13 protein-coding genes are annotated in these 16,041 nt (G+C 31.2%); all 13 read left to right on the top strand.

From position 1 onward, the window contains the following. Window positions 1-7: 7 nt before the first annotated feature. Genes AOB46_RS17960 through wecB form a run of 13 tightly spaced genes read left to right on the top strand, consistent with a single transcriptional unit; the run spans window position 8 to window position 16,039 of the window. On the top strand, window positions 8-2,401 hold the full coding sequence (locus tag AOB46_RS17960; protein WP_062701935.1) for a GumC family protein: 2,394 nt from the start codon (window positions 8-10) through the stop codon (window positions 2,399-2,401). Continuing rightward, window positions 2,398-3,690, top strand: coding sequence for a nucleotide sugar dehydrogenase (locus AOB46_RS17955; RefSeq protein WP_062701933.1), 1,293 nt, complete (start codon window positions 2,398-2,400; stop codon window positions 3,688-3,690). Before AOB46_RS17960 ends, AOB46_RS17955 begins: the two co-directional genes overlap by 4 nt. Window positions 3,691-3,731: 41 nt before the next feature. Beyond that, a complete protein-coding gene (locus AOB46_RS17950; protein WP_062701931.1) occupies window positions 3,732-5,096 on the top strand; it encodes an oligosaccharide flippase family protein in 1,365 nt (454 codons plus the stop codon). Between the two features lie 5 nt (window positions 5,097-5,101). Further along, window positions 5,102-6,331, top strand: coding sequence for a hypothetical protein (locus tag AOB46_RS17945; protein WP_062701929.1), 1,230 nt, complete (start codon window positions 5,102-5,104; stop codon window positions 6,329-6,331). Further along, a complete protein-coding gene (locus tag AOB46_RS17940) occupies window positions 6,332-7,597 on the top strand; it encodes a glycosyltransferase family 4 protein (protein ID WP_062701927.1) in 1,266 nt (421 codons plus the stop codon). A gap of 24 nt (window positions 7,598-7,621) precedes the next feature. Further along, entirely contained in the window at window positions 7,622-8,911 is a 1,290-nt protein-coding gene (locus AOB46_RS17935; protein ID WP_062701925.1) for a hypothetical protein, read from the top strand. A gap of 6 nt (window positions 8,912-8,917) precedes the next feature. Continuing rightward, window positions 8,918-10,177, top strand: a complete 1,260-nt coding sequence (locus tag AOB46_RS17930) for a glycosyltransferase family 1 protein (protein ID WP_062701923.1) — start codon at window positions 8,918-8,920, stop codon at window positions 10,175-10,177. Beyond that, window positions 10,167-11,384 (top strand): glycosyltransferase, encoded by a 1,218-nt coding sequence (locus AOB46_RS17925; protein WP_062701921.1) that lies wholly within the window; start codon window positions 10,167-10,169, stop codon window positions 11,382-11,384. The genes AOB46_RS17930 and AOB46_RS17925 overlap by 11 nt, the downstream gene beginning before the upstream one ends. After that, a complete protein-coding gene (locus tag AOB46_RS17920) occupies window positions 11,381-12,268 on the top strand; it encodes a hypothetical protein (protein ID WP_117590588.1) in 888 nt (295 codons plus the stop codon). The genes AOB46_RS17925 and AOB46_RS17920 overlap by 4 nt, the downstream gene beginning before the upstream one ends. A gap of 8 nt (window positions 12,269-12,276) precedes the next feature. Next, window positions 12,277-13,314, top strand: a complete 1,038-nt coding sequence (locus AOB46_RS17915; RefSeq protein WP_062701917.1) for a polysaccharide biosynthesis protein — start codon at window positions 12,277-12,279, stop codon at window positions 13,312-13,314. A gap of 41 nt (window positions 13,315-13,355) precedes the next feature. Continuing rightward, window positions 13,356-13,769 (top strand): WxcM-like domain-containing protein, encoded by a 414-nt coding sequence (locus tag AOB46_RS17910; RefSeq protein WP_062701916.1) that lies wholly within the window; start codon window positions 13,356-13,358, stop codon window positions 13,767-13,769. After that, window positions 13,766-14,884 carry an NAD-dependent epimerase/dehydratase family protein gene (locus AOB46_RS17905; protein WP_062701913.1) on the top strand — a complete coding sequence of 373 codons (1,119 nt, stop codon included), beginning with the start codon at window positions 13,766-13,768 and terminating at the stop codon, window positions 14,882-14,884. Before AOB46_RS17910 ends, AOB46_RS17905 begins: the two co-directional genes overlap by 4 nt. Window positions 14,885-14,905: 21 nt before the next feature. Further along, on the top strand, window positions 14,906-16,039 hold the full coding sequence (wecB, locus tag AOB46_RS17900; RefSeq protein WP_062701911.1) for a non-hydrolyzing UDP-N-acetylglucosamine 2-epimerase: 1,134 nt from the start codon (window positions 14,906-14,908) through the stop codon (window positions 16,037-16,039). Window positions 16,040-16,041 lie beyond the last annotated feature (2 nt).

Genomic DNA, 16,041 nt, shown 5'->3' with positions numbered 1-16,041 from the left:
AAAATTAATGAGTAATCAGCAATCCTTACACTTTTCTGAAGTGGAAAACAGTCCGAATAATATTGATATTAATGAAATTGTAAAACCATATGTAAGAAAGTGGCCTTGGTTCATTATTTCAGCTCTTTTATTTTTATTTCTAAGCTACTTTTTAATGAAACTTATAACTCCGGTTTATGAAATTAAGAGTAGTATCCTGATTAAAGATTCTAAAAATACAGCCTCTAACGGTGAATTTGGAGTGCTTGAAGACTTATCCGGTTTTGGTGGGATGAAAACTAATAGCATTGATAATGAAATAGAGATTCTAAAGTCTAAAAAATTAATGCGTGATGTAGTTACATCATTAGATTTACAAGCAAGTGTTTATGCGGAAAATAAATTTAAAGGGTTAGAACTTTATAAAGAATCTTCACCCATATTAGTAAAGGTCATCAACGAAAAGCCTTTGAGCGTTTTCCCAAGTAAACCATTACATCTTAGTATTAATGGGAATAGTTTGACATTAACTTCGGATGAACTTAATAAAAAGATTGTTTCCGGCTTTGGCCAGACAATAAGTCTGCCATATGCTAATATTATTATTGTTAAAAATTCTATTTTTAATCCATTAACAGTTAAAGGACTAAATGTTAATGAGCTCAATTTAACTATTTCATCTCTTGAGTCTAAAGTAACTAGTCTTCAAAGTATTTCAAGTATAGGAGTAAATAGCAAGAAATCTACAGTGGTTGGATTAGGGTTAGTATATCCTCAGGTAGAAAAAGCCAAAGATATAATAAACTCACTTGTTATTGCATATAATAATGATGCTATAACAGATAAAAATCTAGAGTCTAAAAAAACGCTAGATTTTATAGAAGATCGAATTAAAAAACTTTCGGTTGAGTTAGGACAAGTAGAAGATCAGAAAGAAAATTTTAAAACTAAAAATAACCTTACGGACCTAGAAACTGAAGCTAGAATAGGCTTGGAAAGTTCAGCTGCGGCCAGAGCTAAACAACTTGATCTTGATGCTCAGCTGGAATTAACTAATACTTTGATTGGATTTGTCAATAAACAAGGACTTTATCAGGTCCTGCCATCTAATGTAGGCTTGAGCAATCCTGAAGCAACTTCCGGAATTTCACTTTATAATCAATTAATATTACAGAGAACCAGATTGTTAGAGTCTGCTACGCCAGAAAACCCTGCGGTAATAGATGTTACGAAACAAATAAATTCAATGCGTACCTCTATTATACAAAGTTTACAAAAAAATAGAGATGGATTGGAATTGGCTAGAAATGAATATCTTGGAGAACAGAATAAAGTTTCAGGTAAAATATCTAAATTACCTTCTATTGAAAAGATATTTAGAAGTATTGAAAGACAACAACAGATAAAAGAGAATTTATACTTATTATTACTAAAAAAAAGAGAAGAGACAGCTATAGCACAATCTATTACTGCTCCTAAAGCAAGAGTAATAGATCTAGCCTATGCATCAAGTGCTCCTGTATCTCCTAAAAAAATAGTTATCTACGCAGGCGGATTATTTATTGGATTATTAATACCATTCTTATTGATCTATCTGATTGAAATGTTTAATAATAAGATTATAACTAAACATGACCTAGATAAACTTGTACATGCTCCGGTAATTGCAGAATTACCTAGTCTTGAAAAAGGAGATTCAGATATCGTACGGGTAAATGATATAACCCCTATGGCAGAGGCATTCAGAATTCTTATTACAAATATGAATTTTATGCTTCCTAAAGAAAAGAAAGGTAAAGTTGTATTTGTAACTTCAACTGTAAAAGGAGAAGGAAAAACATTTACTTCTGTTAATTTGGCTTTAACATTAGCAAACCCTAAGAAAAAGGCAATTATTATAGGTTCAGATATCAGAAACCCTCAGCTGCAAAGATATAATCCTGCTAGAAAAGGATTAGCAGGACTTACTGAGTATTTATATTCAGATCAAACCAAGTTGGAAGATATTATACATATTTCATCTTTTAATCCAGATTTGGATGTTATTTATTCGGGTATGATTCCACCTAATCCTACAGAGTTGTTATCAAACGGTAGATATGAAAAATTATTAGAAGAACTAAAGGCTAAATATGATTATATTATCTTAGATACCGCCCCATTACTTTTGGTAACAGATACTTTCTTAATTGCTGAATTAGCAGATGTAACCATTTATGTTTCCAGATCAAGATATACAGAAAAAGCATTGACTGAATTTGCTAATAATAATATTGATCTTGGCAAAATTAAGAATGTTGGTTTTGTTTTGAATGATGTAAATAAAGAAAGCTTAGGGTATAACAATAAATACGGTTACGGATATAATAATGTAGAACATACCAATTGGTTTAGTAAGATTACAAAAACATTCAAACGATGAATACTTATAAAATTGCTGTTATAGGCCAAGGCTACGTAGGGTTACCACTGGCTTTAGAATTTTCAAAATATTATAGTGTACTTGGATTTGACATAAATGAACAGAGAATATACCAGCTTAATAATGGGGAAGATGTAACACTTGAAGCCGAAGTTGAAAAACTTACTGAAGGTTTAGAAAGATACAAGAGTTCAAAAGGTGAGATTGGATACAAAGGAACAAGTGAGTTATCTGATATTGCGAATGCTAATATATATATAGTTACAGTTCCTACGCCTATAGATAAATTTAATGCTCCTGATTTAAATCCCTTAATTTCTGCTTCCAAAATGCTTGGAGAGATAATAAAACAAGGAGATATAATAATATATGAGTCTACTGTCTTTCCCGGATGTACAGAAGAAGAATGTGTTCCTGTACTAGAAAAATTTTCTGGACTGGTATATAATAAGGATTTTTATGTAGGATATTCTCCAGAAAGAATTAATCCCGGAGATAAGGTAAATACTCTTACCAATGTAATGAAGGTTACATCAGGATCCACAGAAGATATTGCTACGGAAGTGGATAATCTGTATAAAAAAATTATTACTGCAGGCACTCATAAAGCTTCCAGTATTAAAGTTGCTGAAGCTTCAAAAGCTATTGAAAATGCACAAAGAGATGTAAATATTTCTTTCGTAAATGAATTAGCTTTAATTTTTGATAGGATAGGTATCGATACTAATGATGTTCTAGAAGCAGCGGGGACTAAGTATAATTTTTTGAAATATAAACCAGGATTGGTAGGGGGGCACTGTATTTCTGTTGATCCTTATTATTTAGCCCATAAAGCCGAGCAGCTAGGATATCATCCAGATGTAATTTTATCAGGAAGACGTGTAAATGATTCTATTGCTAAATTTATTGCTTCTAAAGTTGTCAAATTACTAATATCCAAAGGAGGGATTATTAAAGGTTCGCAAGCTCTTATACTTGGGATTACATTCAAGGAAAATTGTCCGGATGTAAGAAATACAAAAGTGGTGGATATATATAGAGAACTTGAAGACTATGGAATTAATGTGGATATATATGATCCATGGGCTAGTAAACAGGAAGTTAAGCATGAATATGGTATTGATCTGCTAGATACTCTTTATGAAGATATTAAGTATGATTCTCTTATTATTGCAGTTTCTCATAGTGAATTCCTTACAATGGATTTAGATAAATTAAAAAAAGATAATGCTATAATATTTGATACTAAGGCGTGTCTGGATAGAAAATTGGTTGATGCAAGGCTATAAATTCATTATTAATTTAATGAATTTAATCTTTATTTACTCGAATGTTTACGCAATTAAAAAATACAACCCTAGGCTATTTAAGCTCTTTTTTTAAAAATGGGGATAACAGATCCATAAAAGCAAAGAAGAATATATTTTTTCTTTTTATAACGCGATTATTATCTCTCCCTATTTCTTTTTTGATTCTGCCTCTTACTATTAAATATGTTGATGCTGAATCATATGGAGTATGGTTAACTCTAAGTTCCATTGTAGGTTGGATGAGTTTTTTTGATATAGGTCTGAACAATGGTCTTAGAAATAAATTAACAGAAAGTTTAGCCATTGGAGATATATCACGTGCAAGGCAATATGTAAGTACCACTTATGCAATTTTGACATTGATTTCTGTTGGAATATTTGCCGTGTTTTTTTTTGCAAACCTTTTTATCAATTGGTCTGATTTATTGAAAGTTTCTACAGGATTGTCTTCTGAATTGAGCAAAGTGGCTATAATATCAGTAGGTTATTTCTGTGCGAGATTTGTACTTTCTACAATTCATATTATTTTACTAGCATATCAATCTCCGGCAAAAGCTTCTTTACAAACATTGGCAGAACAAGCCGTTTCTTTAATTGTCATATTCTTGTTAACCAAATATACAACAGGTTCTCTCACTAATCTTGCATATGGGCTCTGCATTGCACCTGTAATAATTTTAATTTTTTTCAATTTATCAAGTTTTTATACAAAACTTAAAGAAATAAAGCCATCTTTATCTTCAGTGAATTTTTCTTTAACTAAAGATTTAATGGGGGTTGGATTTAAGTTTTTTATTATTCAGATAGCAGGTATTATCCAATATCAGACTGCCAATTTTATTATTATCAGAAATTATGGGGCAGATGATGTTACAGTATATAATATTGTATTTAAATATTTTAGTATTTTAACTATGCTGATGGCTATTTTTATGACACCTCTTTGGTCTGCTGTAACAGATGCGTATGCTAAAAAAGATTATCAGTGGATAAAAAGTGCAGAAAATAAATATCGTAAAATAGCAATAGGTCTAACATTAATAGGATTTGTAATGCTAATGGCATCAAACATTGTATATGATTTATGGTTGGGGAAAGCACATATAACAATCCCTTTTTCAATATCATTATGTATGTTTTTATTTACAGCATTGTCTTTTTTTGGTAGTGTTTATTGTATAATACTTAACGGAATAAGTGCATTGGATGTTCAATTCAAAGCGTCTTTAGTTTCTCCCTTTTTATTTATTGGGCTTACAATGCTATTTATCAAAGTATTTAATTGGGGAGTGGAATCGGTTATTATTGCAGCTACAATTTCTAATTTTAATGCAATTATTTTAGCTCCAATACAATATCTGAAAATTTTTAAAAACAAAAGCTGAAACAGATGATAGTTATAAAGAAAGTTCCGCTAATAAAATTACAGTTCTTTTTCTTAACATTATTGTCTATACTTAATGTTTTAGCTCTTTTGTATGATGATATTAAAGTTATGCTTTACTATGGATCATTATTAGCCTCAATACTGTTAGTAGCAGTGAGCGCTTTTGAAATGTTTCGATATAGAAAGAATAATCTAGCGCTTAGAAAAAATATATTATATATTTTTTTAGGAGTCTGGACCTTATATATAAGCTTAAAAGGATTTGAGCTGAGTTATGATTATATAAGGAGTATTACTTTATCCCCTTATGTTCTACTCCCTTATTTTTTAATGTTTTTTACTCGTTTTTTCCGGATTGAAGATTTTAAAGATATACTGAAGAGTATTCATATTGTTAATATATTTTTTCTGGCAACGATAATATTAACGCTCATTGTGGATAGTCAGAAGTTAACTCTGACAGCGTATATTGAAGACAGTATAAAATACCTCTGCTTTCCAAACTTTTTTTTGTTTTTAAGTTTTTCCAAATTAACAAAAAAACAGAAAATAATTTCGGTTATTGTTTTTATTGTAGGTTTCTTAATTGCATTGATGGCAGCAAGAAGAAGTTTAGTATGGATATTTAGCTGGACCTTTATGCTTTTTATCTTTATAAACTATCTTAATAAGAATGCAAGTAAGCTGAAGAAGCTTATGCTTATTATAGCGACCTTGGTAATCGGGTTTGGCGCTATTATTGCGTATAATCTCTTTTTTGAAGCATTATTTGGTGAATTTGCAGAAAAACTTGATGTTGATACTAGAGGAGCTGTTTTACGGGATTTTAATAGAGATATGGATAACATGAGCTGGATCGCAGGAAGAGGAATTAGCGGCGAATATAATTTATACGAGACAGATTATGTTTTTGGATTAGATGACGAAATGGCTGATGACAGGAATATTATTGAAGCTGGATATCTCAATTTAATTCTTAAAGGAGGATTAATATATATAATCCCTTTTGCTCTCATTATTTTGATTGCTTTAATAAATGGGATTTTTAAATCTAAAAATTACTATTTGAAAGTCTGCAGTGGCTTCTTGATTCTGTATGTTATTGAGGCTATACCAGCTGGGGTATTAATGTTTAACATACGATTCTTTTTGGTATGGTATTGTATTGCTATGTGCTGGAACAAAAAAGTAATCAGTGCTACAGATCAAGAAATAGAAAAACACTTGATATAGATGAATAAAAAAATTAATGTTTTGTGGATAACAAATATTCTGTTACCGGATATCTGTGAGAAAATAAACTTACCCAAACCCTTTGTAGGAGGTTGGATGTTTGCCCTTTCAAAATACCTTTCATCTCAGGCAGATGTTTCTTTAGCTGTAGCTTCAGTGTATGCAGGAACAGAGCTTCAGGAAATTGTTGTTAACAATATAACTTATTTTTTGGTACCTGAAAAAGATATTTCTGAAATGAATCAAGTGGCTGGAGAAGTATGGAAAACCATTAATAATTCTTTTAATCCGGACATTGTTCATATACATGGAACAGAATTTCCTTATGGGCTATCCTATATAAAAGCTAGCGGAGCTCATCAATGTGTTGTTTCAATACAAGGACTTACAAGCGTTTATACAAGATATTTTTTAGGTAGCTTATCAAAATCCGAAATTGATGATAACACCTCCCTGTATGATAAAATAAGGAAAAATACACTTTATGATCAGCAGTATCAAATGGAGAAAAGGGGGAAAACAGAAATAGAATATATCAAGACTGTCACCAACATAATAGGAAGAACTGACTGGGATAAAGATCATGTGTGGGCAATAAATCCGAATGCTAAATATCATTTTTGTAATGAAACACTAAGAGAAGGCTTTTATACACAATCATGGAATTATGAACAATGTGAAAAGCATTCTATATTTTTAAGTCAGGGAATGGTACCTTTAAAGGGGATTCATCAGGTAATAAAAGCTCTTCCTTTAATTCTAAGATCTTATCCAGATACTAAAATATATATTGGTGGAAAGAATATTATCCAGTGTAATACTTTCAGAGAAAAATTAACGATGGGGCCATATGCCCGCTATATTTCAAATTTGATAAAGAAATACGGACTTGAGTCCAAAGTAGTATTTCTTGGAGGGTTAAATGAAGAACAAATGATACAAATGTATCTGAAATCCAACGTTTTTGTATGTCCTTCATCAATCGAAAACAGTCCGAATTCTTTAGGTGAAGCTCAAATCCTGGGAGTTCCGGTTGTCTCTTCATACTGCGGAGGAGTTCCAAATATGATAGAAGATGATAAAACAGGTTATTTATATCGATATGAAGAAGTAGAATCGCTTGCCCGCATTGTTTGCGAAGTGTTTCATAATACATCCAATATAGAATTATCCAAAAACGAGAAAGAGGCTGGGCATAAAAGACATAGTATACATACCAACGGAGAAACGCTAAAAGAAATTTATTATTCAATAAAGAACAATTAATTTCCTATAAATTATTAAATCTATATGTCTGAGATTAAATATCCCAAGGTTTTGATTGTAAGTGACTGTGATTTTCATCACGGTACAGATGCTACTGCTATTACAATTAGAAACATATTCAGCGGCTGGCCTGTCGATAAGTTGTCCTTTTTGCAATTAAAATCCTATCATACAGGAGAAATTATAGATGATAATAAATTTATTCTAGACAGTCGAAACTTACAATTAGGAGAGATTTTAACGAAAGTAAGAAAGCAATCAGTAAATATTACAGATGCTCCTCCTGTATTGGTTACTGAAACAAGTGTAAGTAAATTAGCAAAACTCAAGCAGAATCTTAGGTTAAGTATATCCTCATCAGCAGATATGCTTAATTATCAGATAAATAATGATCTTAAGGTATTTATTAAACATCATAATCCAGATATTGTTTATCTATTACCTTACGGAAGACGGATTATAAATCTGGCTTTGAATATTCAGCGTCAGTTTAATATTCCTGTCTTACCCCATTTTATGGATGATTGGCCTTCAACGATCTATAAAGATTCACTTCTTAGTTCTATACAAAGAAAACTCACTTTGAAAACATTGAAAACACTGTTTAGTAACTGTGAAAAATCACTGGTTATCTCAGATGCAATGAAAAATGAATTTGAAAGGAGGTATAAAAAATGTAAATTTTTCTCTTTAATGAACGATGTGGAGGAATATGCAGGCTCATGTATAGATGAAAATAAAACTGAAGAAAAGCTTTCACTATGTTATGCAGGAGGTTTGCATCTCAATCGTTGGGCTTCTTTATTAGAATTATGTAAGATAGCTAATGATGATGTGACTATTAAGAAAATAGCAATATATACGAGCCATAACGATTGGAAAAACGTAGAACATTATTTTAAAGAATTCCCATTCGTTATTTATAAAGGATTTATCAGACAAACAGAAGTATTAAAGACACTCAGTGATTATGATGCTCTCATTTTTATAGAGTCATTTGATGATAATATTAAGAAATATACCCGGTTTTCAATATCTACAAAAATTCCTGAATACTTGTCATTGGGGAAAACTATTATCGCAGTAGGGCCGTCAGATATTGCATCAATTGCTTATCTTAAAGAAAATGATCTTGCAATAGTATGTGATGATACAAATAGAACAGAATGGAGAGAGGTGTTGAAAAATAACCTTACGGATAAAAAGCTGTTAGATAGAAATATAGAGAATGGTAAAACTATATTCTTTAAAAATCACTATAGGAAAAACCAGCGTGAAAAATTCTTGGAAATTTTAGATTCTTTAAAAAAGTAAATAAAAATGAAAGTTCTAATTATTAGTCACAATCCTTTTTCGAAAATTTCTAACAACGGAAAGACTTTAGAATCCATTTTTAGAAATTTTAGAAAAGAAGAATTATCCCAGATTTATTTTGTAGAAGATAAAGATATAGATGAGGATTATGCTGGAGCATATTTTAAAATTACAGACAGAGATCTTCTTGTAAAAAGTAAAGAAAAAAAAATATCTTCTGTTGAAGTTCAAGACATAATGCTTTCTTCAAAGAAGGGGGGAGATTTACGGAAATATAAACATAATTTAGCTATTTTCAGAGACTATCTCTGGAAATTTAAAAATGTAAAAAACAACGGAAAATTACATCAATGGATTCAACAGCAGAATCCTGATTTTCTTTTTTTTGTAGGCGCCAATCAGGTTTTTTCACATGATATAATGGTTGAAATTGCAGAAAGATATAATCTTAAGTCTGCCGTTTATTTTACGGACGATTATATTTTTTCAACACAAAAAAAGAATTATTTACAAAAGCTGCAATATAAAAAACTCTATAAAGCATATCAAAGAACAATTAATAAGGCCGATCTATGTTTTGGAATCAGTCATTTGATGTGCCAGGTTTACACTGAACATTATGAGAAAAAGTTTAATCCTATTATGAATAGTGTAAATCCGAAGATTTATGAAGGAGTAGAGAAAAATCAAAAAAAGGCTAAAGATAAAATGATTGTATCTTATTTTGGAGGACTACACCTTAACCGCGATAAGATGATTATTCGTTTGGCTAAAATATTTTCTAAAATAAAGCAAAACAAAATAGAAATTAATGTTTATACTCCTTCGGAAATTGATAATTCACTAAGAAATAGCTTCGCAGAAAATAATATTTTTATAAAAAATAAGGTACAGGGAAAAGAACTTTATCAGGAAATTATCAATACAGATATTTTGCTTCATACCGAAAGTGATGACCTTTTTAATAGATCTTTAACAAAACTCTCTGTTTCAACAAAAATTCCTGAATATTTATTATCTCAAAATTTGATTTTAGCATATGGTCCTACAGATATTGCGTCTATAAAGTTATTGCAAGATAATGATTTAGCCTTGATTATTAACAGTGAAGAATCTGATGAAATTAATGTAGAAAAAATGATTAAGGTTCTAAATAGCAATGAACAGAATAGATTAATTAAAAATGCTTATGTATACGGGGTAAAGGAATTTGATGAAGAAAGAATAAGTACTAATTTCCGTAAGATTGTTGAAAATGAAATTTGATATGAACATTACTTTTATTGGCGGATTATTTCCAGAAAAAAATATAGACTTCTTTAGAACCCATTCTAAAGGAATCTTTCAATATGCTGCCGATGTAATGCAGAAAAATATTATTAAAGGGTTAGAAAATAATATTAATCAGAATATTAATATTATTACAGTACCTTTTCTAGGTGATTTCCCAAAATCTTATGATCTGAAGTTCGTCCAAGAAGAAAGAATATTAAATGATAAAATACAAATACATCAACTAGGCTTTAAGAATGTAAAGTTTTTCAATGAATTTTCTAAATATAAAGCTCTTAAACAAGCTGTTAAAAAACAGTTCGTAGAAGAGAAAAATCCTGTAGATGCAATTGTTATCTATGGAATGTTTTCCTATTTTTTTAAACTTACTGCTTATATAAAAAAAGTTTTACCTCATGTAAAGATATGTATGATAGTTCCAGATCTTCCTCATTTAATGGGAAGTGATAATACCAAATTACATATTAAGATTTACAATGCCTATACCAAAAGTATTGTGGATCGTAATATCAAAAATATAGATTCATATATATATTTGTCAAAATACATGGATGAATACTTTGATGTAAAAAAACCATTTGATATTATTGAGGGGATTTATAGTAATGGAAAGGAATCTAGTACAGGACCTAAAGAAACTTTACCAACACTTTTTTATTCAGGAACATTAGCTTTAAGATACGGAATCGAAAATTTATTAAAAGCTTTCTCATCTATAGAAAATGATGATTTAAGATTATGGATCTGTGGTGCAGGAGATGGGGAAGAAAAGGTTAAAGAATATGCTCAGAAAGACAGTCGAATTATTTTTAAAGGTCAGATAGATCGATCAGAAATTCTTAATCTGCAAAGGAGAGCAACATTACTCATAAACCCTAGAGAGGGCAAGGATGATTTTACAAAATTTTCTTTTCCTTCCAAAACAATAGAATATTTAAGCTCGGGAACACCTGCTATTTTATACAAGCTTAAAGGTATCCCTGAAGAATATTATGACTATTGCTATACTTGTGATTCTGATGGAGCGGATGGATTGAAGAATACAATAATAAATGTTCTGAATATTCCCAAGGATGAAAAGGAGCAAATGGGGATACGTGCAAAAGACTTCATTTTAAATAATAAAAATGAAACTATTCAAAGCCTGAAAATTATAAACCTAATTAATACCTTATCATGAAATTAAAGTTTATTACATCTCTATTGTTATTTTTGGGTATGTTTATAGATGCTCAGAAAAAACAGCAAATTTTTTTCTGCTCAGAAATACATAATCCTGTACAACAGGAATTTGTAAAGAAAAATAAAGTGAAAAATTTTTATATTTTTTATCAGGATTATATTATTGACAGAGATTTGAATCTGGATAAAAAGAAATTTAAAGCAGAAGTTGATAAACAGATTCCCAATGCTAAAATGTCGGGCTATGCAGCATTAGATGTAGAAGCTGAATCTGTACTAATCCTTTTAAAGGAAAAAAAAGTGAGCGTTAATGAGTATAATAGAATTTTAAATAATCATATAGGGATGATTAGATATGCAAAGCTTCTTAGACCTAATGTAAAATGGACATTCTATGGTTATAATTTAACTTCTTATCCTTATGTAACCCCTGGCCATGAAAATGATGTTACTGTGGGTACATATCCTTTACTTAAAGAATTGGATTTTTTGGCTCCCAGTATGTATCTTCAGGATGAAAAAAAACCGGAGAATATAGAAAAAATAAAAACTTTTGTATCTTCAAACCTTACATTATCTTTAAAACTTGGTAAAAAATTTAATAAAGCAGTTTATCCATTTGTTTGGAATAGGTATCATAATGCGCAGGCTGAAAATACACTTATAAATCCAAATGATTTTCAGTGGTATGTAAGTCAGCTATTGAATTTTACTTATAATAAAAGAAAAGTAGATGGGGTAATATTTTGGAACTCAGAATCTTATACTTATGAGGTGAGTAAAAATAGTAATGTAAGAAAAGAATATAAAAATATAAAGGATATTAACAAATATCAAACTGAAGTATTACAGGAATATTGGAACACAATAAAAACTAAATAAATATACATATGTCTGAATTAAAAAATAAAGTCTTGTTGATAACAGGAGGTACTGGCTCTTTCGGTACTGCAGTACTTAACCGATTTTTAGAAACTGATCATTTTAAGGAAATCCGTATTTTCTCCCGTGACGAGAAAAAACAGGATGATATGAGAAACCTATATAAAAATGCTAAAATAAAATATTACATTGGAGATGTAAGAGATTATACAAGTGTTGAACCTGCTACAAGAGGTGTTGATTATATTTTCCATGCAGCAGCATTAAAACAGGTTCCTTCATGTGAATTTTTCCCAATGCAGGCTGTGAAAACTAATGTGGAAGGAACACAGAATGTAATCCGTGCTGCTGCTGCTAATGGAGTGAAAAAAGTAATTTGCCTTTCAACGGATAAAGCTGCTTATCCAATTAATGCAATGGGAATTTCTAAAGCAATGATGGAAAAAGTTGCTGTAGCAGAAGCCAGAAATCTTACAAATACTGTTGTGTGTCTTACACGTTATGGAAATGTAATGGCATCCAGAGGTTCGGTTATTCCATTGTTTTTGAACCAGATTCAGAAAGGAGAACCGATTACAATTACAGATCCTAATATGTCGCGTTTTTTCATGTCCTTAGAAGACGCAGTAGATCTTGTATTATTTGCTTTTGAGCATGGAAACCCAGGAGATTTATTCGTAAACAAAGCTCCGGCAGGAAGTATTGGTGATCTGGCAAAAGCTTTGATCGAATTAACAGGTAAAGAGGTTCCTATTAAAGTGATTGGAACTCGTCATGGTGAAAAACTTTATGAAACACTTTGTACTCGTGAAGAAATGCTAAAAGCTGAAGATATGGGAGATTTCTACCGCGTTCCTGCAGATAACCGTGATCTTAACTATGCTAAATATTTCTCAGAAGGAGAAGAGGATATTTCTAAAGTGGAAGATTATCATTCACACAATACAGAGCAGCAGGGAGTAGAAGGACTTAAAAAACTTGTTTCAAGCTTACCATTAATACGTAAAGAAGTGTTTGGAGAAGATGTAATGCAATATCCTTACTAGGATTATATTCTTTGTTTGTTAGAAACGATAAAAGAGAAAATATGCTTACTAAAGGAAATCAATTTAAAGACGAAAGAGGTATTATTAAATTCAATAATGATTTTGATGCTTCTGCTGTTAAAAGGATCTATACAATAGAGAACTCAGATACTGACTTTATAAGAGGCTGGCAGGGACATGCTATTGAGCAGCGCTGGTTTGCTTGTACCAAAGGAAGTTTCAGAATAGCAGTAGTTCACGTTGATGATTTTAATAATCCTTCATCGGATTTAAAAGCTGAATATTATGATCTTAGTTCTGATACACTGGATTTTCTTCATATAGAAGCAGGATGTATTACCGCTATCAAAGCTGTAGAAAAAAATAGCAAATTATTAGTACTTGCCGATTATGAATTAGGAGAAATCAAAGATGAATATCGTTTTCCTTTGGATCATTTTAATATTAAATTATGAAAAAAATAGGAATTACCGGTCAGAATGGTTTTGTTGGCCGTCATTTATATAATACTTTAGGTCTATTTCCTGAAGAATTTGAACGTATTGATTTTCAAAAAGAATATTTTGAAAATGATGCTGACCTAGATGCTTTTGTATCAAAATGTGATGTTATTGTGCATTTAGCTGCAATGAACCGTCATGAAAGCCAGGAAGTAATCTATCAGACCAATGTTGCTTTAGCCCAAAAGCTGGTAGATTCATTAAAGAGAACAGAATCTAAAGCCCATGTTTTGATTTCATCATCTACACAGGAAGAACGGGATAATCTTTATGGAAAATCAAAACGTGCAGGAAGAGAAACGATAGTAAACTGGGCTAATGAATATGGAGGAAGAGTAACAGGATTGATTATTCCGAATGTGTTTGGTGCTTTTGGAAAACCTTTTTATAACTCGTTTATTGCTACTTTTTGTCATCAATTAACCCATGGTGAGACACCAAAAATTGATAATGATGGTGAAGTAAAACTAATCTATGTCCAGGAGCTTGTGATGAAAATTATTACTGAAATCCGTTCAGAAAAAAGCCAGCCGGAATTATTGGTAGTAGAAACTGCCATCAAAAAAGTTTCAGAAGTTCTGTCTTTATTGAATGATTTTAAAGATAAATATCTGGATGGAGGAGAAATTCCTGTTTTAAAAGATACATTTGAGCACAACCTATTCAATACTTATCGTTCTTACATCAACCATAAAGAACGGTATCCTGTTAAATTTACTCAACATACAGATCCAAGAGGAGCTTTTGTAGAAGTAATCAGATTAGGGATAGGAGGGCAGTGTTCATTCTCAACTACAGTACCGGGAATTACAAGAGGGAATCATTATCATACCCGAAAAATAGAACGATTTGCAGTCATAAAAGGAAAAGCTTTAATTCAGTTAAGAAAAATTGATACTGATGAAGTAATGGATTTTTATTTGGATGGAACCCAGCCTGCTTATGTAGACATGCCGATCTGGTATACCCATAATATCAAGAACATAGGAGAAGAAGAATTATATACTATTTTTTGGATTGATGAACCATTTAATCCGGAAGATGCAGATACCTATTTTTTAGAAGTATAAATTTAAATTAAGACTAGCTAGATGAAAAAATTAAAAGTAATGACGGTTGTAGGAACAAGGCCGGAGATTATAAGATTATCAAGAGTATTATCAGCGTTGGATGCTTCCGAGGCTGTAGAACATATTATTGTTCACACGGGACAGAACTATGATTATGAACTTAATCAGATTTTTTTCGAGGATTTAGGCCTTCGTAAGCCGGATTATTTCCTTGAGGCAGCCGGGAAAACAGCTACAGAAACTGTAGGAAACATCCTTATTAAAATAGATCCGCTTTTGGAAGAATTAAAACCAGAAGCTTTTTTGGTCCTAGGAGATACAAACTCTTGTCTATGCGCTATCCCGGCAAAAAAACGCCAGATTCCTATTTTCCATATGGAAGCGGGAAATAGATGTTTTGATCAGCGTGTTCCAGAGGAAACTAACCGTAAGATTGTAGATCATACAGCAGATATCAACTTAACTTATTCTGATATTGCTCGTGAATATCTTCTAAGAGAAGGACTTCCTGCTGATAGAATTATCAAAACAGGTTCGCCGATGTTTGAAGTATTGAATCATTATTTACCCCAGATAGAAAACTCTGATGTTTTGTCAAGATTAAATCTTGAAGAAGGTAAATATTTCGTGATCTCGTCACATAGAGAAGAAAATATCAATTCTGAAAAAAACTTCAGAGGATTAATGAATTCTTTAAACGCTATTGCTGAAAAGTATAAATATCCTGTTATTGTATCAACACATCCGCGTACCAAAAATATGATTGATAAAATGCAGATTGAAATGCGTCCGGAAATCCAATTTCTTAAACCTCTTGGTTTCCATGATTATAATGCACTTCAAATGCGTTCTTTTGCCGTACTTTCAGATTCAGGAACTATTTCTGAAGAGTCTTCCATCTTAAATTTCAGAGCACTTAATATCAGAGAAGCACATGAAAGACCAGAAGCTATGGAAGAGGCATCTGTTATGATGGTTGGGCTTTCACCAGAAAGAATTTTACAAGGAATGGTTCAGCTTCAACAGCAAAAAATAGGTAAAGAGAGAAACTACAGAGTTGTATCCGACTATTCTATGCCGAATGTTTCTGAAAAAATGGTAAGAATTATTCTAAGTTATACAGACTATGTAAACAGAGTAGTTTGGAGTAAATAAGA

The sequence above is a fragment of the Chryseobacterium indologenes genome, from assembly GCF_001295265.1.
Taxonomy (GTDB): domain Bacteria; phylum Bacteroidota; class Bacteroidia; order Flavobacteriales; family Weeksellaceae; genus Chryseobacterium; species Chryseobacterium indologenes_A.
Note: the sequence above shows the minus strand (reverse complement) of the source record. Positions and strands in the feature narration are given on the sequence as shown.